The sequence below is a fragment of the Nitrospirota bacterium genome (assembly GCA_016214855.1).
In the GTDB taxonomy this organism is placed as follows: Bacteria; Nitrospirota; Thermodesulfovibrionia; order Thermodesulfovibrionales; family UBA6898; genus UBA6898.
This window is the reverse complement of the sequence record JACRMT010000003.1, coordinates 109,098-131,959: the sequence shown is the minus strand read 5'-3', so window position 1 is coordinate 131,959 and position 22,862 is coordinate 109,098. Positions and strand designations below refer to the sequence as shown.

The following is a 22,862-nucleotide window of genomic DNA, read 5'->3' as shown; positions in this document are numbered from 1 at the left end:
TAACGTCTACATCAGAAAAACCCAACAAAGCCCTGAATACCAAATTGCGTTTTGTAACGCTTTTTGAACTTGGCTGACAGCCGCCGCCATGCCATTTTCTAAAATTTCCCCTTTACTATACCAAGTCTCACAAACTTTTTTGTCGTCTCCGTCACCTTGAACCTGTCGTCAGCCCGATATCCGGCAACCCAGACAATGTCATCGCCGGAAACAATGATCGGAATACTGTCGCGTTCATCGCGTGCGATCTTGAGATCGACAAAAAAGTCTTGCAGCTTCTTCTTCCTGCCGAATCCGACAGGATAGAAATAGTCTCCTGTTCTTCGAGGCCGCACCGTAAGCGGGAAACTCACCTTTTCTGCATCAAGAAGGACTGACGATCTTCCGTCGCCGAACTGCACGTCGCCCCCTTCCCGCTCAGCAGTCACCACCTGCCTGGCATTCACGATAACAGCCTTACCCGGCAGGTCAAGCGCGTACTCTGCAATACGCACGGGTTCCTCGGACGTAATGACAAGCAGCGCGTATTCCTTGATCACCCGAATATTCCTGGGCAGAACAAGCCTGTCTCCGTTTTTCCCGTTTCTGATAAGGGCAATAATATCCTCGATATGGAGAAAACCTATGCCTCTCAGACCTTCTGTCTCGCAGATGGCACGCCTGAGCACCCTCCTGAGAATGACCACTTCCATTGCCTCCATTGGCGAAAGGAAAAGCTCGATCCTCTTCTCAGACTTTCTGCTGATAAGCTTCATCAGCGTCTTTGTTACAAGGATACCGAAATAGCGCTCTTCTTCCCTCATGATCGCCATGGTATGGGTAAGCGGCTGCAGCAGGTTGGGATTCGCCTGCTTCAGCATGGGCATGAGTCTCAGTCTGATCATGTTCCTGAAATAGTCCTCTTTGAGATTAGAGGAATCCGTAACCGGGACGATGTTCCTGCGCTCAAGGAATCTCTCGATCTCATCTCTGCCGATCTCCAGAAGCGGCCGTATTATATTATCCCGTCTCGCCGGTATGCCGGAAAGTCCCGTTGGTCCGGCCCCCCTGACGAGCCGCATCAACAGGGTTTCTGCCTGGTCATCACCATTGTGCGCAAGTGCCACCTTGTCCGCTCTTATTTCAGCGGCTGTTTTTCCGAAAGCCCGATACCTGAGTTCTCTCGCAGCCTCCTGTCTATTCATACGATGCTCTTTGCTGTATGAGATAACATCGATCGACTCAACCATGAACGGAACCCCAAGACCCTCACAGAACTTTCTGCAGAATTCGATCTCCCCCGGCACCTCAACAGGCCTAAGGTTATGATCGATATAAAGCGCATATATCTGCAGCTGATATTTCTCTTTGAGGGCGTGCAGGACATACAAAAGGCAGGTAGAATCAGGGCCGCCGGAAAAGCCCACGAGGACTGAATCGCCCTCTGCAATAAGACCGTTTTTGCGAATAGTCTGCTCAGCTTTTTCTAAGAGGTCGTCTGCCGTCATGATATCTCTATCGGTTTCTTTCATAACTGTGGTTAATTATATTATGATATAAAATATTTTTTTCAACCAGCCGGAAGCAGGTTCACACTCTGCCAGCCCTCTGGGGGTCGCCTACGGCCCCAACAGTTGGCAGCTCGTTGCTTAAAGCACCTGCTTTTGGCCAGCCTGCAGTTGGCTTTCAGCAAAGGATATGAAAACACGTTCCGTAAAACATAAGAATATTGCCGAAAAGTGCGAAACTGCGAAGTTATCTTCGGCCAAACCGGCCAGGACATCCCGCAAGGCATATGGGGAGACAATCTCCATATGCATCAATACTGACTGTATGCTCAGAAAAAAGGCAGGGGGATGCCTTGGCTTTGAAGGTTGCCCCGGCTTTAAGGCGCGCTAATCTTTTTGCAGTTCCAGGATCGCTCTCATCCCGTCAGCTGCATGTGCCTGTGAAGGATTGATCCTGAGCGCTTTATCAAAGGTATTCTTTGCCCTGGTCATAAAACCGAGTTTCAGATAGATATGACCAAGCTCCGCAAAATAATCAGCATTATAGGGAGAAAGGTGAAGGGCCCGGCGAATTGATGCCTCGGCTTCCTTGATCTTCTTGTTCCTGAGCAGGGCAATACCGTAATAATAATGGTAATCAGGCACTGATTCATCGAGGTACACTGCCTGACCAAAAAAGGTCATGGCATTCTCATAGTCCTGGGTACCCAGACTATCGCGGCCCTGCCGGTATTTGTCCTGCGCCATAGTCTTATTGTTCATGCGCTGAGATTCCGGTTGAGCAGCAGAGGCTGAGGCCTGCGGCTGTTGTAGGTTGAGACTTCCGGACCGCGAAAGCTCCCGGTATGCCTCACTGATATAGGCAAAAATAACATTGAGCTTTTCCCGTAACTCCTCGGACCGAATGAACAGATATCTGTCAGGATGGTATTCTTTTGCCATGGCATGATAAGCACTTTTGATCTCTGCCGATGTGGCACCCGGCAGCAGACCGAGTATCCCCTGATATCCGAGAGTTTTGTGCCCCCGGTAAAGCTTGTCTATCCTTTCGGAAAGTTCAGGATCAAGAGCGTTGCCATCGGCTGCAGTCTCCTGCTCCTGGGGCTTTTCCTCCTCTGCCCACTCTGCCTCCACCTCAAGCAACTGGGCATTGAAGAGTGCATGGACCGATCTGAGGGTATCTTCCTCCTTCAATGGAGACATTGAGAGGATTTCGTTCAACGACGTTTTCCCGTTGATCAGCGACAGAATCTCCCGGTCCTGCGCCTCCAGCACGAGGCGATCAAGAATACCGCGTGTTTCAGATGAGATGAATACTTTGGTGTGGTGATGAAGAAATCTGTTCTTAAAGGAGTCGATATGTTCCGCCTTTCTGGAACCGCGATACAATAGATCGTTTGCGTTCAGTTTCAACATGACGATCTCACCTCTCGGCAGCGCCTCTTCCCTGAAGAAGAACTTCGCATCTTCGACATTGCAGAGGTTCATAATGATCGACTCAACTCTCTGATGCACTGCCTGCACAAGTTCCTGGGGGGAGATGTACCGCATTTCGACCATTACTGTGCCCTGGCTTTTTCCCGTCTCCTGTGCAAGTGACAGGGTGTTCTGATACTGTCGCAACGATATCTTGTCTGATGCAAGAAGCACGGCACCGAGCTGTTCCTGCTCCTGGTCGGATGACGAAAAGACCATTTCTCCGTCCTTAAAGTATATCTTCCTGAGCGACTGCTCTGTTTCGATATGCAGGACTCCTGTTTTGCGGGCCCGCCGTATGCCTACCAGAAGGTCTGAGCGCTGGTAAGAGCCCAACGTTCCTTCCAGTGGGCCCATCCTGGTAACGCCGACTTTAAGCCCAGAGAACATCTCCCTTTTCCAGATGATCTTTCCCATGGCATTCAGGTTGATGTCCCTGATCTTCAGATCCAGGATCTGGGAATCAATATCTGACTTGCCCTTGATCAGAATGCCCATACCGGTAAGGGAAAAATCGGTTACAAAAGCAGGAAAAGCCTGGCCGGTTATAATAAGGTCAAATTCAAGATCAAGCTTGCGTCTCGGAAATGACCGCTTGTTGATGATATCTTTCACAGCTTCCTGCTACTCACCCTGCCTGTTGATCTGCCGATTTTCAGGTAAGCTCAGGGTCATGATCTGACCAAGACTCCCCGGTGAGCCGATATCCCTGCCGTCAAGATTCATCCTGATGCCGCCTGCGTTGCCAAGCTTGAGCACAGCTTTGTCAGAAAACTGCCATACCCTGGTCATACCCGGCCTGAGCAGGATCTCTTCATGGCTGCCGTTTGAAAATCTGATATGCATCCAGGTCAGGTCATTCGCAATGATCTCAAGGCTGTGTACGCCGGCCGCCTGAGGCGTTAGATTACCCGTTGCCTGACTGCCCGGAACTGGCGGTGTTCCCTGAGTATTTGGCGGCACAGATTCCTGACCAAGGGGAGACTGACGGATCTCTGGCTGGACAGGCTGCACGGACTGAACAGGCAGTTTTGCTATTTTTTTCTCAGGCCCTGATCTGTCCTGTCTCAGGATGACGACAGCCAATATAACGAGAACAAGCACCAATGCAGGGATAACATAATAATAAAACGGAATTTTTTTCTTCGAAGACGCTACGGGGAAAATAGTGGACGGTTTGGGCTGCGTAAGATGTCCGGTATAGATGGCAATGATCGGTTCAGGATCAATTTGCAGATACGTCGCATAACACCGTATATAGCCTATGGTATATACGGCAACAGGAAGCTTATCAAATAAATCCTCTTCAATGGACGCAAGGTAGTCCTCCTTGATCTTCAGGAGATCTGCCGTTTGCTTCAGGTCGAGCCCCAGCTCTACCCGCCTTTTTTTCAAGAGTTCCCCTGCCACGCCCTCTCCTTGCAATTCTTTACAAGCTTTTTATTATCCTCTAATTAAAAATCTTTATGCAAGTCCTGTCTTTCTCATGCCTGAGGATCCTCTCGCCGTGATGCAGCACAAGGACAATAAGATAATGGTAAACCTTTTGTGTTAGCATAGTTTACAATGCATCGTATTGCAATAACAGGCATAGGCGCCGTAACGCCGATGGGCAACACATTCCGATCGGCCTGGGAGGCGGCCGGCAGGCAGAAATCAGGCATCGCTCCTGTCACGCACTTCAATACAACAGGCATGCCCTGGAAGGTCTGCGGCGAACTGAAAAATTTTGATCCTGCGCCCTGTCTCGACATAAAGGAGAGACGAAGGCTCGACCCTTTTGCGCAATACGCTGTAGCTGCGGCGCATATGGCAGCGGAAGATGCAGGACTCATTTCATCGGACGCATCACGCATCACGCATCACGTGTTACTTGAAAACGGCGGTGTGATCATCGGCTCCAGCAGAGGCGGTATCGGGACAATAGAGAAAGCTCTCAGCCGTCAGCACTCGGCAGCCGGTACTCAGCGAAAACTCCGGTTATCTCCCTATCTGATGCCCTCAACGACCATTAGCATGGCAGCTTCATATACTGCTCAAAAACTCGGACTGAGGGGGTACTGCCTCGGCATCTCAAACGCCTGCACATCAGGCACAAATGCGATCGGTGAGGCTTTCCGTCTGATCCGGGCCGGCTTCGCAGGGCCCGTCCTTGCGGGCGGCACTGATGCGCCGGTCTGCAGGGTCTGCATCGAAGGATATGGCGCTGCCGGAGCTTTATCGAAGATCTCTGATCAGACTGCAAGCAGGCCCTTTGACAGGGAGCGGGACGGCTTTGTGCTTTCCGAAGGTGCGTGCGTTATCGTCCTTGAGGAATATAATACAGCACAAAAACGCGGCGCAAAGATCTATGCGGAGATCCTGGGATACGGCAACTCAGTTGATGCCTTTCATCAGACACGGCCGCTTGCCGAAGGAGAGGCGCAGGCAATGAACAGCGCTTTGACCTCTGCGGGGGTCATGCCTGAGGATGTGGACCTTATAAGCAGCCATGGGACATCAACCCCTGTTGGAGACATAGCCGAGTGCCGGGCCATCCATCACGTCTTTGGGGATCGGGCAGCACGCATTCCGGTCACTGCGATCAAATCCATGTCCGGTCACATGTTAGCGGCCTCAGGCGCGTTCGAAACCGCCTGCACTGCCATGGCGATCAGGCAAGGCATCCTGCTTCCGACGATCAATCTGACAGAGCAGGACGAGAAGATACGACTTTCTGTTGTACGGGAAGCACAATCTGCAGACATCAGGATTGCTGCGGTGAACTCCTTTGGTTTTGGCGGGGTAAATGCCGTGCTGGTGCTGAAAAAGATACATTGATCGCATCGACGATCGTCGCAAAGCTATAGCGTTTTCTCGTAGATCCGGTATTTTTTGTACAGCCTGCCGCCAGCCATCTCCACGATCCGCTGCACCGGGATATTGTCCTCAAGTATCCAGGAGAACTCCACTCTCCGATATTTTCCGCGCCCCATCCCCCTGAATCCCTCCCTGAAGAGCAATGCGTCGACTCCCTTGTTACGGTAAGGCTTCTTAATGCCCAGGAGCAGGAGCCTGAGGTCTCTGATCTTTCGCGAATAATAAAGCGCCTTTATGATCGTAAGAGGATTTATGTTACCGTTCATTTTTTTCAGCACAACATTGAAGTCAGGAACCATACCCAGAAAACCTACAGGGATCCCCTTATCCTCAGCGATCAGGGTCAGTTCAGGCACAACGATCTGTTTCAACCGCTCGCCGAGGTAAAAGATCTCTTCATCGGTAAGAGGTATAAAACCCCAGTTCTTCTCCCATGCATCGTTATACACCTCCCTGAAGACCAGCATCTCTTCATCGAACCTCTTTTTGTTAACCGGCCTGACGGTGATCCCGCGTTTCTCGGCGATTGCAGCAACGCGCAGCACTTTTTCGGGCAGGCTTTGCTGCACCTCATGGATGAAGGCATAGAGGTCCTTTGCCTTTACCATGCCGTATGCTTCCATAAGATCGTTATAGTAGGGAGGGCTATACGGCGTCATAAGCATGGGGTGCTCGTCATATCCTTCGATCAGGAAGCCGCACTCTTCATTCGTCGAAAAGTTCATCGGACCCCTCATGACCTTCATGCCTTCTGCCCTGAGCTCAGCAGATACGGCATCGAGCAGGGCTTTGGCCACTTCACGGTCGTTCTCTGCCTCAAAGAAGCCGAAAAAGCCTGCAGCCTCCTGGTGAAATTCGCAGTGACGCTGATTGATAATGGAGCAGACCCTGCCGGCGATCCTGCCCTCTTTTTCCGCCACAAAATATTTGACAACAGCATGCATAAATAAAGGGTTGTTGCGGGAAAGCTGATCCCTCAGCTCTTTTCTGAGTTGAGGAACATAGTGGGGGTAGTTCTTATAAAGGGAATATGAAAGCTCTATGAAACGATCAAGGTCTTTTGCTGCAGTGACTTCTTTGACTTCCAAGGTATCAGCCGATCAGACCGAGGGCCTTTCCGACCTTCTCAAAGGCAGCCAGGACCCTGTCAAGCTGCTCTTCAGTATGGGTCGCCATATAGCTTGTCCTGATCAGCGCGTGGCCTTCAGGAACTGCAGGGCTTATAGCAACATTAACGAACACTCCTTCTTCCTGCAGCATCATCGCAGCCTTGAACGCTATCTCATTTTCGCCGACAATGACCGGGATGATCGGTGTCTCGCTCGGACCCGTCTCAAACCCGAGGTCACGGAATCCTTTCAGCATCTTGTGGGTGTTCTTCCAGAGCTGATCGATCCTCTCAGGCTCGCTTTCGATAATATCGAGCGCAGCGCTCACTGCAGCAACCGAGGCAGGCGGCGGGCTTGCGCTGAAAATAAGTGCGCGGGAAAAATGCTTGATGTAATGGATCACCTCAGCCGATCCGGCAATAAAGCCACCGATGGATGCAAGGGACTTGCTGTATGTTCCCATGATGAGATCAACATCCTTCTCAATACCAAAATGCTCCGCAGTTCCCCTGCCGGTCTTGCCGAGCACGCCGACGCCATGGGCATCGTCCACCATAAGCCGCGCACCGTAGGCCTTGGCCAGCTCAACGACCTTCGGCAGGTTTACGATGTCTCCCTCCATGCTGAAGACGCCGTCAACAATGATGATCTTTCTCTTGTCAGCGTGTTCCTGAAGCACCCGTTCAAGGTCTGTCATGTCATTATGTCTATACTTCTTCACACTGCCGTATGTAAGCCTGCAGCCGTCTATAATGCTTGCATGATCCATCTTATCAATAATAACGAGATCGTTCTTGCTGACCAGCGCAGATATTACGCCGAGGTTCACCTGAAACCCGGTTGAAAAGACAAGGGCCGCCTCTTTCCGGATAAAACGGGCGAGTTTCTCCTCGAGCTGCACATGGATATCAAGCGTTCCGTTGAGAAAACGGGAACCCGCACAGCCCGAGCCGTATTTTCTGACCGCTTCAATGCATGCCTCTTTCACTTTCGGATGGTTCGTCAAGCCGAGATAATTATTCGACCCGACCATGATCATCTTCCTGCCCTTGATAACAACCTCAGGGTCCTGAGCACTTTCGATCATCCTGAAATAGGGATAAAGGCCGACTGCCATGAGCTCCCTGGCCCTGGTGAATTTGGAGCATTTCTCAAAGATGTCAGTATTTTTTTCTATAGCCATTTTTCTTTCCTGTACCAGTCTGCTGTTTTCTTAAACCCCTCCCCAAGGGGTGTCTCCACGTAAAAACCGAGTTCCTTCATTGCCCTTGCCGGGTCACACGTCCAGTGAGGGTATCGTATCTCTTGAATTTTATCAGGGTTAATTATACCTTTTTTGCGGATTTTTTGAAGCAGAGCCGCAATTATCGGAAGGACAGACCGGGGCAGCCTCAATCGAAATGCCTTTCTGCCGAGAGCCGAGGAGACCGCAGCGAGAACTTCATCATTCGTATAGATCCTGCTGTCAGCAAGATAATAGATCTTTTCAGCGGCAACTTCCTTTTCTGCTGCCAAAATCATTCCCTGCACAAGGTCTTCAACATATATAAGAGAATAGGAGGATCTCCCCCAGTAGGGAAACAGCCTGTTCTGTACTGCCTTGAAGACAAGAAAAAAATCAGTGTCCCGGGGGCCATACACCGCAGGGGGACGAATGATGGTGACCGGCAGCTGCCCCTTTAAGGAGAGCACCGCCTTTTCACCCTCCAGCTTGCTCTTCCCGTAAACGGAGACCGGGCAGGCAGGAAGATCTTCGAGCAAGGGTCTGCTGTCAAGACTCGGACCGGCAGCAGCAAGGCTGCTGACATGCAGGAACCTCTTCAATGCCGGGTTCTTCTCTGCTGTCGCAGTGATAAGCTTTTGCGTGCATTCTGCATTGGCATGATAAAAGTCTTTCGCCGTATCAGCCTTGGTGAGTCCGGCCAGATGGAAAATATAGGCAAACCCGCCCAGATTTTCAGCATAAGAATCAGTATCATCGAGATCAGCATACAGGTACTGCAGGGTGAGATGTCTCAGCCATTTTATATTTGATGTTTTTCTGACAAGGCAGGTGACGTCATAGCCTTTTCTGCTGAGGGCTTCGACAAGAAAGCTGCCGATAAACCCCGTTGCACCGGTGACCAGGGCTTTCACGATATAAAAACAGGCGAGAGGTTAAGGTTGAGGCAGAAATAAGACAGAACAGGCATGATCGCCACTGGCGACTTCACTGCTCCAGGCACTTCTTCAGCGTATCATTCAGCTCGTCAAGCTTAAAAGGTTTCCTCAGGGTGCAGATGCCTTTGGACCTGAACTCATCCTCAAGTTCGTTCGTGATAAAGGCCGAGCAGACGATGATCTTCGGCTTCTGCTGAGCGTTTTCAAGCTGCCGGATAAGCTCCACCCCGCCTCCCTCAGGCATACGCAGATCAACAAAAAGCAGGTCTATCTTCACGGTTCTGAGCTTTTCCGCAGCCTCAGCGATGTTCGACGCGGTCATAACCTCATGCCCGCTCTTTTTGAGCGCACGGTCAAGGAACCACCTCACAAGCTGTTCATCGTCAACAACAAGAACATTCATGGCGATATCTTAATACATCTCCTGGATTAAATAAAGACCGGATCTCAGACTTTATCCTGCAGGAAGCCGAATTTCTGCATCCGGTATCTGAGGGCATCTCTTGTGAGATTCAGAAGACGGGCAGCCTTTGTCTGATTATATTTCGTCTGCTCAAGGGCCTGCCGGATAAGCTCCTTTTCAACTTCTTCTATATCGAGACCTGCAACAGGCAGCGTGATCTGGCCTGAAGAAATCTCTGCAGGCACCTCACTTTTTGCCGAAAATTCAATTGGCAGATGTTCATGGAGGATATATTCATCATTCTCAAGGATCATTGCCCGCTCGATCACATTTTTCAGCTCTCTGACGTTGCCCGGCCAGGAATATGCGAGAAATGCCTTTTCCGTCTCAGTCGACAGTCCCTTTACATTTTTCTTGAAATCCCTGTTGAACCCGTCAATAAAGAACTGCGCAAGGAGAGTGATATCTTCAGGCCGTTCCCTGAGCGGGGGCATGACAACAGGAATAACCTTCAGGCGGTAATAGAGGTCTTCCCTGAAGTTCTCCTTCTTCACCTCTTCTGAAAGTTTCTTGTTGGTAGAAGCAATAATCCTCAGGTCGACAGTAATGTCCCTGATGCCGCCAATCCGCTTGAAGGTCTTGTTCTCGATGACCTTAAGAAGCTTTGCCTGCGTACTGAGCTTCAGATCTCCTATTTCGTCAAGAAAGATGGTGCCGCCGTCAGAAAGTTCAAAGAGCCCCTTCTTCATCTGCTTCGCATCGGTAAAAGCCCCTTTCTCGAAGCCAAAAAGCTCGCTTTCGATCAGCGTGTCAGGGAGGGCGGTGCAATTTATGTCCATAAAGGGCTTTGCTGCCCGGCTGCTTTCATAATGGATCACTTTTGCGATCATATCCTTGCCGGTCCCGCTCTCGCCCTGAAGCAGAATGGTCGTGGCGTCACTCTTTGCAACTTTTCTCGCAAGCTCCATGATCTTCATCATCTGCTCGGATTTGCCGACAATGTTCGCAAACCCGAACTGTTTTGATATCTGGGTCCTGAATTGCGTGACCTCTTTCCGCAGGGTCACAGTCTCAAGAGCCTTGCTGATCAGGATCTTGAGCTTTTCCATATTAAACGGCTTCTCGACAAAATCATAGGCCCCGAGCTTGATCGTCTTTACCGCAGTCTGGATATCCCCAAACGCCGTGATCATGATCACGATCGCACTGTCATCTTTCTTTATGCTCTCAAGCACGCTCAGGCCGGAAATATCGGGAAGGTGGATGTCGAGGAGTACGATATCAGGCTGCTCTGCATAGAAGAGATCAAGGCCTTCGAGCCCTTTTTCAGCGCTGAATACCTTATAGCCTTCCTTCGACAGGTTCTGATCAATCGACCAGCGGAGCAGCTTTTCGTCATCAATAACCAGGATCTTCGCAGTTTCCATTATTGCCTCTTACCCGGGATTATAATATGAAAGAAGTTTCCGATGCCAGGTTCGCTCTCCACCCTGATCCTTCCGGCATGGTGTTCGACAATGTTTCTGCTCACCGCAAGCCCTAATCCCGAGCCGGTATATTTTGTTGAGAATGAGGGCTTGAAGATGTTCCTGATATCCTCAGAATTCAGTGCACGGGCAGTATCTGCGGATGTGATCCTGACCTCATCCTTTTCGAGGTCGTGCAGGGTCGAGACCCTTATCGTTCCGCCGTCAGGCATACGCTGCATCTGATAGAGCAGAACACCGGTCAATACTTTTTCCATCTGCTCAGGATCAACAAAGGTCTTGGGCAGGGTTCCGGGCAATTCTGCCACCTCAATGCCCATGGCCGAGGCAGCCGTCCTTATGCCGGACACGGCTCTCGATACAATCCCATTAAGATCAGCATGTACAGGATTGATCTCCTGAGGCCGGGCAAAAATGATAAGTTCCTTTACGCACCGGTCAAGACGATCTATCTCCGAGAGGATCTCATTACAGATCTCTTTGCGAGGGCTGTCGTCAGGGATATCCTCAGCCATAACCTGCAGCGCCCCGCTGATACCGGCAAGCGGATTCTTGATCTCATGGGCAACCGTGGCAGCAACCTCGCCGATCGATGCCATTTTTTCAAGCTGGCTCGTCTCGGTGTTCTCATAGCGATGAACTGCCTCAAGCGCCTTTTCACGCTCTTTGGCTATTCTGTTGACGCCGGCAGCTATTGCCACGAGCTCATCAGCCCCTGATGCAGAAACTTGCGCAGCCGGCTCGCCCGCCGCTATTCTGTTGATCTCCTCGACAGTCTTCTCAAGAGGCTTCTTGATCTGACGGCGGGTAATGACAATAAGAAAAAAAGAAAGCAGGATGGTGATGCTAAGCCAGGCTCCTACCGTCCAGGCAATAGCACTCGTAACGGTACGTTCCTCTTTCCCGTGCAGCACCTCAAGGTCAACAATGGCCCTGATCTCGTCGCCAGAACCATGACATCTCTGGCAGGGCCAGTCATTGCCCATGATCTTGATGCTGGAGTAGACCTCACGCCCCTCAGACCTGTGGATAAACAGGGAGGGTCCCCTGCGTATCTTAAAGGCCTTCACATGACTCTCATCAACCGACCGACCGACCTCTCCGGGCACGGTCGAACTGAGTATGATCCCGCTATCCGAGAAAATACGAACAGCTTTGATGTCCTCGGCAGCAAACCCATCAAGAAAACGCTGAAATTCTTCCTTCGGCCGGCCCTCGAGCATCATCGATTTGAGGCCGTTTGTGACCACCTCGGCAAGCAGCTCAACCCGCTCCCTTTTCGCGTCGTCAATATGTCTCTGCGTCACTCCATAGCTTAGCCAGGAAAAAAGCCCGCTGATAATAAAGAAGACTGAGACAATAGACAGGATATGCCTTCTATACAGGCTCAACGGATGTAATTCCCCCTTATAAAGGCAAACTCCCTGCTTTTGCAGGGAGTCGTGCATGCCTATTGTCCGGTAATCTTATTGTCCGCCGTAACTGTGAAGGCCCGAGAGCAGAAGATTCACGCCAAGATAGGTGAAAATGACAGCAATGAATCCGAGCACCGCAACAGCAGCAACCTTTCTCCCCTTCCATCCCCTCATGAGACGGCTATGGAGAAAGAAGGCATAGAAGAACCAGGTGATCAATGACCAGGTCTCCTTGGGATCCCAGGTCCAGTATTTACCCCATGCCTGATCAGCCCATATGGCGCCAAAGATAAGACCGCCAAGGGTGAAGATCGGAAACCCGATCGCAATGCTCTTGTAGGTCAGCTCGTCGAGCATTTCGGCAGAGATATTGAAGCTCGTGATGATCTTCCTGAGCAGGCCGCCAAAGCGCCAGACTACAAAGATAAGGGCAAGCGTAGCGGCATAACTGAAGGCTACGATTGCCGGCGAATCACTTCTGAATGATGCCTTGAAGAGATAGCTCTTGATCAGCTCCTGCTTGCCCATAAAGGCCACTTTGAACGTAAGGAAATCAAGTCCCATGGCAGCAAGGGTCGCAATAAAGATGCCAAACGTGACGGTCCAGAATATGTATGAGGCCTCGGTCTTCTGCTCGGATCTTACGATGAGATACATAAGCCCGGTGCTGAACGAGACCGCAAAGAGCGAATAGGAAATGAAGCTCATCATCACATGCGCCAGAAGCCAGTTGGACTGGAGCGCCGGCACAAGGGGCTGGATATTCTTAGACATTCCCGAAAGGTCGATAAACGCCAGGGCCAGAGCTGCAATAGGTGTAATAAATGCGCCGAAGCTCTTATTTTTGTATTTGAACTCGATGATGAGATAGACAAGAATAAGACACCACACAAAGAATATGAGAGATTCATAGAGGTTCGTAAGAGGGACGGCACGGAGCCATCCCATCTGGCCAACCTCTGCAAACTCTGCCCAGCGCAGGAAGAGAGCAAGCGTCTGAGAAACAAAGCCAACAACGGTGATCGTCGTGGCCAGCACGCCGATGCCGCTCTTTCTGAATGCAAGGTAGCTGATATAGAGCATCATGGCAACAAAATAAGTGATGGTGGCAAAACCAAAAAAGAACGAACTCTTCATATTACTTTCCCCCTTTGTGCTCGGACTGGAGCAAGGCAACCAGCTTTTCAATTTTTCTTTCCAAAGTAGTCCTGTTCCTGTTGGCAGAAGCGCCAATAACGATCTTCAGTCCGCTCTTTTCCTCTATCAGGGAAACCCAAACTCGTCTGTGGCTCATAAAGAACGTCATATACAACCCGATAGCCATGATAATGCAGCCAAGATAAACAATACCCACGCCCGGGTCCTTTCTCACCTGCATACCGGTGTACTGAACACCCCAGAGGTCAAGGAACTCGACCCGGTTGCCATCAGCGAGTAACGACGTATTGGGAAACCGTTTAAATATCCAGCCCGAAAATTTATGTGCTCCCTTTTCCGAAAATTCTACAAAGACAGCCGGATTCACCATCTGTTCTGCAAAGGTAAATGCCTTGCCGGACTCATCAAACGAGAGAGCAGGGCTGAAGTCCTTTACCTGCCCCTGGACCGCGGTGCCGGGGATTGTGAACGTATCGCCGATTCTCAGGTTCAGCTGCTGAGCCTGTCCGCCCGACGCAGCCGCCTTCAGGATAAGAACGCCTCTGCTGAGACCATCAGGGTGCATCCCGAAACTCGACTGGTAGAAGGTCACCCCTTCGAACTTGAGCGGGTCATTTACCACGATCGATTTTTTCATAACCTCCTGGCCGTTTTTGAGGACTGTGAGCCAACTTTTGTATGCCTTCGGCATTTCTGTGTTCGGGTAATACTCGACCTCAAAATTGTCACAGCGCAGTTCAAAGCCGAGGGGAATCTCTGTACCACGGTCCCGGTACGCTACCGATGACGTCTCTCCCTCAGGAAGATTCAGAAACGCATTGTACCCGAAAAATACTCCTATTACAGCGCCTGCAAGAATAAGCAGAACGCTGAGATGAACAATATAAACGCCGAGCCTCGTATAATTACCATGTTCTGCATAGAGCTGGACCGTCTCGCCCTCAGCAGACTCCGCAGGTTTGAATCCAATGCTGCTCATAGCAGAGACGATCTTCTCTTTTGCCCCGGCAGGCCTGCCCTTGAGGGTCACTGAGCTTTTTACCGACATCTTCTCGATATAGTCAACAGGCACAGGCCGTATCTTTTCCTGAACGAGCTTCCAAACCCTCGGCAGACGGTCAATTGAACAGATGATCAGGTTTGCGCCAAACAGCAGAAGAAATGCGAGGAACCACCAAGAGTGATACATATCTGTGAACCCGAGCTTATCAAGGACCCTGAGCACGCTGTGGCCAGCCTCGTGATCGAGGCCGAACATCTTTGTAAGGACCTTGATGTTCTTCTCAGGATCTGCCTGCTGCTCAATGATGGTGCCGACGATCGACGTAAGGGAGATAAGCGCAAAGATAACGACTGCGGTCTTGACCGAGGCAAAGATATCCCAGATTTTATCGAATATGTTCTTATTCTTTTTTTCTGTCATCAAGGCTGTCTCCTCTAAATTTAGTTGTATATTTTAGTATTTTTCAGGGAAAAAAACACACAATTCGCGACTGGATGGCAATCCGGCATTGTCATAAAGGATACCGCTGCCATATGAAGAAAATATGAAGAAGTCGCACAACTGCTCAGCTGCATACGACTGCAGTCTGCAGATATAGCTGAAAGAATAGGCCGTTATCTGCTATCAACCTAATACACGAAACACCTGCAGGCTATCGGTCTGAGCCGCTGCTCCTACAGGTTCTGAAAAAAAACCGTGCGCAACTCAGGCTTTCTGCCGTGGTCTGTGAAGCTATCGTATTCGTCATTCTTCTGTTTTATCTTTCTGATTGTCTCATGAGCTAAAGCGCCAATCTTCGATTCAATAGCGCTCTTTACCATAGCCCCTGCATTTTCATCTGTCTGATGAGGCAGGGTCAGCTCTCTGACCCCGTAGATCCCGGAAATGACTTCCTGCCTGAAACGCGGCTCCTGAATGATCCTTACATGGTCATCCTCATGCTCGGCGAGCTTCTGCAGGAATTCTTCCCAAGCCCTGATATCAGGTGATTCAAACCTGCTACTGTCCGAGAGCACCGGCAGGGTAACAGTAATGTCTGATCTGAAATCAATATTGGAGATCTGCACGGAAGCGACTATCAGGCCGCCTTCAATCCTGTAGCTGAAATCAATGGCATAGGACAGTCCGAAATTCCAGCGCGTCTGGCCGGCATAACGCCTGCCTTCGCGCAGATCAAATGGACCGAGTCTGTCCACTGCAGCAACAGCATCGTGAAATGTTTTCCCGGAAACCTCATAAAATTCATAGGAAACATCTTCCCTGAAATTGAGATGGACTCTATTGTTCCCTGTCTGTTTTTTGCGGTATTCCGGACGTTCCCTTTTCTTTGTGCCAAAGGGGTCATCCGTGACGATCAGGGTGCCCTCTTCATCAAAATATCTGAATACCTCCGCATGGGCAGACTGTACGATCATGAGGCAGAAAACAGCAATGAGGAGAGACTTCAGTGTCTTCATGGCCGGCAAATCCAAGGCAGAAAACAGTCAGGCAGGCAGCACAACATATACGAGTATCAACCCTTCAGCCGCCGGGCATTGGATTCGTTGACCGCGATGCGTCCCGGTCCTTTCAGGATCACTGCAGACAATGGTCACAGCTGCACCTTGCCGCCCAGGATCTGGCCGGCAACAGCAATGATCAGAAAAAGAGGGATAACCGCATAGTCGAGCTGGGCATAAAGCCTTGCAAAGGCAACAAGGGGGATTGGCAGGTGGATACAAAGAAACCATTTAAAAGAAAATTTTCTCTCTCTTGCCCGAAAGTATCCGAAAAAAAGATTCAGCACAAAGGTAAGAATGCATATCGTGACTACAGCCATTATGCGCGGTGAAATATTCATACTGGAAAATACCTTAAATCAGATTGGCAGGTCAAGGCGTCGATACAGGAGAAGGGTCAGCGAGGAATGCAAAAGGCCCCGATAAATCGGGGCCTTTCTATAACATACTGCTTAAAGCACCTGCTTCTGACTAACCGTTTAACAATGTCCATCCTCTCCCTGCACAGGGAGAGGATGGACGAGAGTTATACTTCTTTTAGAAGCTGAGGGTAAGAACGTTGTTAAGAACTGTTGTGTTCTTCTTCTGTACACCAAAAGCCTCATGGTAGAAATTGCCCGTTATCAGGTGACCGATGTTGACCGCATAGGTAAGGTTCTTTGCGACCTGATACGTAACAGTTGCATCAAGCTCTGTTCCGATGTTCTTTGAAACGTTGCTTGCTACCTTGTTAGCTCTGAGGAAATATACGTCAAATTTTGTGCCGATTTCCTTGGTTGCCTTGTAGTCAAGACCAAGATCGTACACGGTTGTGTTGGCAATACCCGTGCCTGCACCATTGTTGATGCCGGAAAGAGTCTGACCATTAGCTGCTGTTGCTGCTCTGTAGTCATACACAAAAGTGTAATGCTGGATTCCGCCAACAAGTGTCTGGAAAGCCTCATTCTTCGTGGTATCTGTCTTGTTGCCGCTGCCATAAGCAAACATACCCCTGAGGTTCAGAGCGTTCATTGAGTAGTTACCGCCGAGCATAACGCCAAGGCCACTGAACTTAGACTTTGAAGCTCCGGAAAAAACACTGCCGAACTGGAAGTCAACTTCAGCCTTGTAACCGAAGTTTCCTGCTTTGCCGTTGGCATGAAGGCCAAGGTTCTGGAACTTAAGGTCAGCATCTGACTCGTTGATGTACGTGTAGTTCAGGCCGATAGTGTGGGTAGGAGCAAGTTTGTAGGTCATAAGGCCTACATAAGCATCAAGGTCATTTGTGTTCTGGTTGTTGCCCGTTGTGCTGCCTGCAACACCTGCTTCTGATGCCTTGATGGTGAGAAGACCGATATGGAGTTCCTTTGAAGGGTCCATAAAGAATACTACTGCATCATCACCGTACTGGGTGTTGTCAAAGAATACGCCCTCAGAGAGCTTCAGAGGCATATGACCGATCTTGAGGCCTGAGTTAAAGCCGAAAAGACCTGATCCCGTGTACAGGATCCATGCCTCGGAAAAAGTTGTAACGCCGTTAGGCTTCTGGTTGAGCCTGCCCAATGAATAGATATCAGTGGTGCTGCCATCTGAGCCGCCTGTTTCCAACAGCAACTTGCCCATAACATTCGGGGATACCACTGCATCAACGCTAAGCCTGACCCTCTGGTCCCAGTTAGCTTTTGAATTGGAATCCTGAGGGTTCTTTCCAACAGCTGCGCCGAAATTAGCGCCAAGGTTGTCATAATACCAGCCCCTGATCCTGATCTCTCCGCCAAGAGTGAGCTGTGTGCTGCCCTTTGCTACGATTGCCTGGGTCTCTGCGGGGATCTCAGCATGAATTGCAAACGCTGATGCCGCAAAGCTCAGTACGAACAGTACTGCTGCGATTACTGCAAATGTTTTCTTCACTTCCTACCTCCTTAAGGTAGTTCAGTATTATATCCCGCGAAGCGGGATTTGCTGCGCAAAATCTTACATCACAATAAAATTCAGGCCCCTCAAGTCACCTCCTTTTCAGAAGATTCTGCTTTCTTTCTCTTTATTTACAGAAAGCAGTCATGATGAACTATATTTCATTTTCAATATTGCTTTAGATTAAAGCATTACTCGCTATCATAGGTCAAGTAATAATGCCCTGCAATATAAATTCTTTACGGTTATACATGCAATATATATACCATTCATAATCCTTTGAAAATAAAAAGAATTAGTCATTTCTCGGATCGCTAAAGTGTGTCCATTCTGCAACTACCCGTTGCATTGATGGTATCATACATCGCTAAAAACAGAAATACGGTAGCAACAATGACAATGGCCTGGCCGAGCAGCACAGCGACTTCAGAGTGGCATGGCAGATAAGAATAAAATGATGAATTAATACAAAATAACTGATGCAAAATAGGTGCTTGACAAATAACCGCAACCGCATAATAATTAGTGTCAAAGGAGGGGTATTTATGAAAATCAGGTCTTTCTTCTCAGTGTTGATTTTTTTTATCGTCTCAGGGATATCGTATGCGGATGATTCCGTATACCAAAAACATATTGCTTTAGGAATATCAGCACTTGAAGTAAACAATTACAGGGATTCTGCTGATGAATTCAAGGCCGCGCTGATAGAACATCCGGATGACCATACGGCAACACTCTATCTTGGCATAGCCCAGAGTCGTTCGGGAAACAAGGAAGCGGGACCTTCTCTCAAAAAAGCTCTTTCTCTGAACCCGAAGAACCCCCGCACGAATCTGGAGCTCGGTATCTTCTATTTTAATCAGTCGGCCTTCAGCGAGGCCAAAGAGCATTTTAATGCCACAAAAAAACTTGCGCCTCAAACGGAACTCTCTGATATGGCGGAGAAATATCTGAGGGCCATGGATCAGGGAGGAAGCGGAAAGCCCTGGTCACTGCTTATTTCATTAGGTGGCCAATACGATACCAATGTCGCAATTATACCGGATGACCGCCCCATGCCCCTTGGCGTATCGGACAAGTCCGATTGGAGAGCCGTCGTGTATCTCAAGGGAAAATACACTTTTATCAGCAATAAGAATCTGGAAGGCTCTGCCGGATACAGTCTGTATCAGAGCCTTCACAGCAACCTGTCGGACTTTAATGTGTCCCAGCATCTGTTTGACCTGAAGGGTTCCTATACGGTTACCCCTTCTCTTAAACTCACCGGGACATACACATTCGAATATGTCTATCTGGGTGGCGATGGATATGACTACGCTCATTCTATTTCCCCCTCACTCACGCTGTCGGAAGGAAATGGTTTTTCGACGGTCCTGGAATATCGTTACCAATATAGTCATTTCATGAATACTGAGCTTTTTACCACAAATTCTTTCAGAACCGGATCTAATAATCTGGCAAAAATAACGCAGATAATACCTTTAAGAACTTCAGTAGCTGCAAAAGTCGGGTATGCGCATGACGAAAATGCAGCAAATAAGGAATACTGGGACTATAGCGGAGACAAATTCTTTGCAGGGCTGACCTTCTCCCTGCCCCACCGGATGTTTCTGGATCTCTCCGGAGAATACTACAGCAGAGACTTTGAGGGAATCAGCCCGGCATCCAATTCGGGACGGAAGGATACGAGTCGTACGGTGTCGGCAGCTCTGACAAAGGCATATTCCAATACCTTAAGTATAACCCTGGCCCAGCTTTATACGAGAAATAAATCAAATATAGAAGATTTCGATTATAAACGCGGCATAACAAGTCTCTTTCTGAATGTGAGGTTTTAGATGAAAACAATCAGATTTACATCAATTCTATTAAGTTTCCTTCTTGTGATTGGGGCCACAGGCATTGCTTTCGCAAAGGAGGATACCGGCGGGGTAGTTGCGGTTAAGAACAAAGCAGTTATTAAGAGGGATGGAAGGGAATTCGCGTCTAAGGTTAAAGACGAAATACTGCTGAAAGACACGGTTTCAACTTCAGAATCGTCAAAAATCAAGATACTCTTTTCCGATGAAAGCGTCCTGACGCTCGGCGAAAAATCGACTGTAATCGTTCGGGATTACCTCTACAACAAGGACAAGCGCGGGCAGTCGATATATAACCTTATCGATGGCAAGATGAGGGCAGTCGTCGGAAAAACAAACTTTGAGGTCCATTCGCCAACAGCGGTCGCAGCAGCCCGCGGGACAATAATACTCTTTGAGACGGGCGTTACCCCTGATGGGAAAAAATACACAATTATCATCTGCATTGAGAACGCGGTAGACGTATCGAGTTCGAACCCCAACATTACAGGTTCAGTAACCCTTACTGCAGGTATGATGATTACCATCATTGAGGGAGAGCCTCTCCCTTCTGCTGTTGCAGCACCTCAAGACATAATAGACAGATTAATGCGGGCGACAGATATAAGCGACAACGAAATACGTTTGGAAGGGCCGATTGGTGTACAGGTTGGCGTTGATGGAATAAAAATAATAGAACCTCCGTTCAATCAGGAGAGTCTGGAGCCAAGAAGCGGGACGCCGCCACCGCCACCGCCGCCACCGCCACCGCCGCCACCGCCACCGCCGCCACCGCCACCGCCGCCACCGCCACCGCCGCCACCGCCGCCACCGCCACCGCCGCCAGTGGTTGAACCGGAACCGCAGGGACCTACACCTTCGCCATATCCAGTAGATTCTTGTCCTGATGGATGCGGGATCAACGGGGGCGGGTATAATTTAGATGGCAAAAAGAGGTAGCAGAAACGTATAATTTATAGAATGTTGTATCCATAAAATATCCTCAGAAGAGTGATTGCCTGTTTAAGGGCAATCACTCTTTTTTATTTTGATCCTGTATAATTCCAACAATGAAGAAGACCAGGCTGCTGTCTCTCATCGCTATTGTTTCAACAACAATTTTTATCGCTCTCCAATGGTTGGACCCCGCTGTAATCCACGAAAAAATTGAAAGCAAAACCTATGATCTTAGACTCATAATGCGAAACCATTTCAAGACGCAATCCGCGTTAACAGATATCGTTATTGTTGCAATTGACGACAAGAGCATAAAAGAGATTGGGAGATGGCCCTGGGGAAGAGATGTTCAGGCCGGGCTGGTCAGTAAAATATCAAGAGGCGGCCCAAAGGTCATCGGCATTGATATTATGTATACCGAACCGGACAACAAAGAGGCTGACGGCAAGCTTGCGCAGGCTTTCGAAAAGGCCGGCAATATTGTCCTTGCAACACCCTTCTTTGTTCCCCCTGGCAAAAGATTCAATCTGACTATAGGGGAGACGCCGGATTTCCTCTGGGATACCGCCTTTATGCAGGTCAATAGTCCCAGATGGATAAAATGGAAGCCACTCTCAATACAGGCTGAAAGCGTTAACCCGCCTATTGAGGTGTTAGCCAAATCGGCAACACTCGGCAATGTCTTCACCCAGCCTGATAGGGATGGTGTTATCAGGTGGGAGCCTATGTATTTGCTCTATGGAGATGACTGCTATCCACAGTTCGGCCTGCAGATCGCAAGGATCGCACGTGGTATACAAATGAAAGATATGGTCCTTTATCCTGCAGCTGCGGTAAAACTCGGCGATACGACGATTAAAACCAATATCAATGGCAGGGTGCTTATTAATTACGTCGGCGAAGCCAATAGCTTCCATTACAAATCCGCATCAGATGTCATGAATGACAGAATCCCGTCGGGCTTCTTCAAAGATAAGATCGTTCTTATCGGAACGTCGGCTCTGGCAACCTATGATCAGAAGGTCACGCCGTTGTCTGCTGATCTGCCTGGAGTCGAGAAGAACGCAACAATTGTGCAAAACATACTCCTGAATAATTTTCTTACGCCGAGTCCCAAGATCATAGAGGTCTTTGCCATAATTTTTTCGGGTATCCTTCTTGGTCTGCTGGTCCCCCGTCTTCGTGCGCTGAAAGGCTCTGTACTTGCCGCAGGCCTTATCATTTTCTACCTCTTCCTGAGTTATTTTCTGCTCCTGTATCACGGTCTCTGGATAAACCTTCTTTACCCGGTCACGAATATGTTCGGCATATTCACTCTTCAAACAGTAGTCATGTTCGTATTTGAGGAGAAGAAGGCAAAGGAGATAAGAAGAATGTTCTCCAGTTATGTATCTCCGAAAATTGTCGAAATCCTTATCAATGATCCTGAAAAGGCCGGCATCGGAGGCATGCGGAGGGAAACGACAGTCCTTTTTTCTGATATAAGGGGGTTTACTTCCATATCAGAGAAATATTCACCTGAAGAAGTTGTAGCCATACTCAATGAATATCTTGGAGAAATGACAGAAATTGTCTTTAAATGGGACGGGACCCTCGATAAATTTATCGGGGATGCTATATTGGCCTTCTGGGGCGCTCCGCTTATTCAGGAAAACCATGCAGAACTTGCGGTTAAATGCGCACTGAATATGTCAGCGAGGCTTGACGAGCTTCAAAAAAAATGGAAAGCCGAAGGGAAGCCGAGACTGGATATAGGGATCGGCATTAATACCGGAGAAGTGACCGTAGGGAATATCGGGGCAATAGGCAAAAAGATGGATTATACTGTGATAGGAGACCACGTAAACCTCGGCTCAAGAGTTGAGTCTTTGACCAAGAAATACAATGCCAGAATTTTAATAACAGAATATACCTTAGGCAAAATCAGAAGCTCCTTTGAAGGCGGGGCAATTGGCCATGCATCTGTCTTAGGTAAAGAGAGAGTTATCGTGAAGGGAAAGGAAAAACCTGTCGGGATTTATGAATTGATAACTGCCGACCACAATACCGAGTCTAAAATCGTCGAATGCGAAGACAGGATAGTTGAGCTGAAAGAAAAATAGAGGGAACCAATCGTCA

Annotated in this window: 18 protein-coding genes; 4 read left to right on the top strand and 14 right to left on the bottom strand. The window is 49.1% G+C overall.

Going from position 1 to position 22,862, the window contains the following annotated elements; all coding sequences use genetic code 11:
* Positions 1-98: 98 nt before the first annotated feature.
* From tilS to HZB62_01735, 3 genes are all read right to left on the bottom strand, one after another.
* Positions 99-1,511 (bottom strand): tRNA lysidine(34) synthetase TilS, encoded by a 1,413-nt coding sequence (gene tilS / locus HZB62_01745; protein MBI5073883.1) that lies wholly within the window; start codon positions 1,509-1,511, stop codon positions 99-101.
* A 363-nt stretch (positions 1,512-1,874) separates the two neighbouring features.
* The gene (locus tag HZB62_01740; protein ID MBI5073882.1) at positions 1,875-3,578 is read right to left on the bottom strand and encodes a DnaJ domain-containing protein; all 1,704 of its coding nucleotides are present in this window, start codon (positions 3,576-3,578) and stop codon (positions 1,875-1,877) included.
* Positions 3,579-3,587: 9 nt separating this feature from the next.
* Positions 3,588-4,373 carry a DUF4115 domain-containing protein gene (locus tag HZB62_01735; GenBank protein ID MBI5073881.1) on the bottom strand — a complete coding sequence of 262 codons (786 nt, stop codon included), beginning with the start codon at positions 4,371-4,373 and terminating at the stop codon, positions 3,588-3,590.
* A 156-nt stretch (positions 4,374-4,529) separates the two neighbouring features.
* Between HZB62_01735 and HZB62_01730 the strand changes: the two genes are divergently transcribed.
* Positions 4,530-5,783 (top strand): beta-ketoacyl-ACP synthase II, encoded by a 1,254-nt coding sequence (locus HZB62_01730; protein MBI5073880.1) that lies wholly within the window; start codon positions 4,530-4,532, stop codon positions 5,781-5,783.
* A gap of 23 nt (positions 5,784-5,806) precedes the next feature.
* Here the strand turns inward: HZB62_01730 and HZB62_01725 are convergent, their stop codons facing one another.
* The 11 genes from HZB62_01725 to HZB62_01675 all read right to left on the bottom strand — a co-directional run bounded on the left by HZB62_01725 (position 5,807) and on the right by HZB62_01675 (position 17,946).
* Positions 5,807-6,910, bottom strand: coding sequence for an N-acetyltransferase (locus HZB62_01725; GenBank protein MBI5073879.1), 1,104 nt, complete (start codon positions 6,908-6,910; stop codon positions 5,807-5,809).
* 4 nt (positions 6,911-6,914) lie between these two features.
* On the bottom strand, positions 6,915-8,114 hold the full coding sequence (locus tag HZB62_01720; protein MBI5073878.1) for a pyridoxal phosphate-dependent aminotransferase family protein: 1,200 nt from the start codon (positions 8,112-8,114) through the stop codon (positions 6,915-6,917).
* Positions 8,105-9,067, bottom strand: coding sequence for an NAD-dependent epimerase/dehydratase family protein (locus HZB62_01715; protein MBI5073877.1), 963 nt, complete (start codon positions 9,065-9,067; stop codon positions 8,105-8,107). Before HZB62_01715 ends, HZB62_01720 begins: the two co-directional genes overlap by 10 nt.
* Before the next feature lie 73 nt (positions 9,068-9,140).
* Positions 9,141-9,494 carry a response regulator gene (locus HZB62_01710; GenBank protein ID MBI5073876.1) on the bottom strand — a complete coding sequence of 118 codons (354 nt, stop codon included), beginning with the start codon at positions 9,492-9,494 and terminating at the stop codon, positions 9,141-9,143.
* Between the two features lie 44 nt (positions 9,495-9,538).
* Positions 9,539-10,921 (bottom strand): sigma-54-dependent Fis family transcriptional regulator, encoded by a 1,383-nt coding sequence (locus HZB62_01705; GenBank protein ID MBI5073875.1) that lies wholly within the window; start codon positions 10,919-10,921, stop codon positions 9,539-9,541.
* Positions 10,921-12,372 (bottom strand): hypothetical protein, encoded by a 1,452-nt coding sequence (locus tag HZB62_01700; protein MBI5073874.1) that lies wholly within the window; start codon positions 12,370-12,372, stop codon positions 10,921-10,923. The genes HZB62_01705 and HZB62_01700 overlap by 1 nt, the downstream gene beginning before the upstream one ends.
* A 75-nt stretch (positions 12,373-12,447) precedes the next feature.
* Positions 12,448-13,533, bottom strand: coding sequence for a c-type cytochrome biogenesis protein CcsB (ccsB, locus tag HZB62_01695; protein MBI5073873.1), 1,086 nt, complete (start codon positions 13,531-13,533; stop codon positions 12,448-12,450).
* Between the two features lies 1 nt (position 13,534).
* On the bottom strand, positions 13,535-14,977 hold the full coding sequence (locus tag HZB62_01690) for a cytochrome c biogenesis protein ResB (protein ID MBI5073872.1): 1,443 nt from the start codon (positions 14,975-14,977) through the stop codon (positions 13,535-13,537).
* Between the two features lie 254 nt (positions 14,978-15,231).
* Positions 15,232-16,014 carry a DUF922 domain-containing protein gene (locus HZB62_01685; protein ID MBI5073871.1) on the bottom strand — a complete coding sequence of 261 codons (783 nt, stop codon included), beginning with the start codon at positions 16,012-16,014 and terminating at the stop codon, positions 15,232-15,234.
* Positions 16,015-16,148: 134 nt separating this feature from the next.
* Positions 16,149-16,376 (bottom strand): hypothetical protein, encoded by a 228-nt coding sequence (locus HZB62_01680; GenBank protein MBI5073870.1) that lies wholly within the window; start codon positions 16,374-16,376, stop codon positions 16,149-16,151.
* A 217-nt stretch (positions 16,377-16,593) separates the two neighbouring features.
* A complete protein-coding gene (locus HZB62_01675) occupies positions 16,594-17,946 on the bottom strand; it encodes an alginate export family protein (GenBank protein MBI5073869.1) in 1,353 nt (450 codons plus the stop codon).
* A gap of 548 nt (positions 17,947-18,494) precedes the next feature.
* Between HZB62_01675 and HZB62_01670 the strand changes: the two genes are divergently transcribed.
* The 3 genes from HZB62_01670 (at position 18,495) to HZB62_01660 (ending at position 22,846) form a co-directional block, all read left to right on the top strand.
* Positions 18,495-19,787 carry a tetratricopeptide repeat protein gene (locus HZB62_01670; protein MBI5073868.1) on the top strand — a complete coding sequence of 431 codons (1,293 nt, stop codon included), beginning with the start codon at positions 18,495-18,497 and terminating at the stop codon, positions 19,785-19,787.
* A complete protein-coding gene (locus HZB62_01665) occupies positions 19,788-20,747 on the top strand; it encodes a FecR domain-containing protein (protein ID MBI5073867.1) in 960 nt (319 codons plus the stop codon). It begins immediately after the preceding gene.
* A gap of 110 nt (positions 20,748-20,857) precedes the next feature.
* Positions 20,858-22,846 carry an adenylate/guanylate cyclase domain-containing protein gene (locus tag HZB62_01660; protein MBI5073866.1) on the top strand — a complete coding sequence of 663 codons (1,989 nt, stop codon included), beginning with the start codon at positions 20,858-20,860 and terminating at the stop codon, positions 22,844-22,846.
* Positions 22,847-22,862: the final 16 nt, after the last annotated feature.

What these genes read in the sequence shown, in the direction of transcription:
- tilS (MBI5073883.1), bottom strand. Translation starts at nt 1,511, where the DNA reads ATGAAAGAAACCGATAGAGATATCATGACGGCAGACGACCTCTTAGAA.
- HZB62_01730 (MBI5073880.1), top strand. Translation starts at nt 4,530, where the DNA reads ATGCATCGTATTGCAATAACAGGCATAGGCGCCGTAACGCCGATGGGC.
- HZB62_01720 (MBI5073878.1), bottom strand. Translation starts at nt 8,114, where the DNA reads ATGGCTATAGAAAAAAATACTGACATCTTTGAGAAATGCTCCAAATTC.
- HZB62_01710 (MBI5073876.1), bottom strand. Translation starts at nt 9,494, where the DNA reads ATGAATGTTCTTGTTGTTGACGATGAACAGCTTGTGAGGTGGTTCCTT.
- HZB62_01705 (MBI5073875.1), bottom strand. Translation starts at nt 10,921, where the DNA reads ATGGAAACTGCGAAGATCCTGGTTATTGATGACGAAAAGCTGCTCCGC.
- ccsB (MBI5073873.1), bottom strand. Translation starts at nt 13,533, where the DNA reads ATGAAGAGTTCGTTCTTTTTTGGTTTTGCCACCATCACTTATTTTGTT.
- HZB62_01690 (MBI5073872.1), bottom strand. Translation starts at nt 14,977, where the DNA reads ATGACAGAAAAAAAGAATAAGAACATATTCGATAAAATCTGGGATATC.
- HZB62_01685 (MBI5073871.1), bottom strand. Translation starts at nt 16,014, where the DNA reads ATGAAGACACTGAAGTCTCTCCTCATTGCTGTTTTCTGCCTCATGATC.
- HZB62_01680 (MBI5073870.1), bottom strand. Translation starts at nt 16,376, where the DNA reads ATGGCTGTAGTCACGATATGCATTCTTACCTTTGTGCTGAATCTTTTT.
- HZB62_01670 (MBI5073868.1), top strand. Translation starts at nt 18,495, where the DNA reads ATGAAAATCAGGTCTTTCTTCTCAGTGTTGATTTTTTTTATCGTCTCA.
- HZB62_01665 (MBI5073867.1), top strand. Translation starts at nt 19,788, where the DNA reads ATGAAAACAATCAGATTTACATCAATTCTATTAAGTTTCCTTCTTGTG.
- HZB62_01660 (MBI5073866.1), top strand. Translation starts at nt 20,858, where the DNA reads ATGAAGAAGACCAGGCTGCTGTCTCTCATCGCTATTGTTTCAACAACA.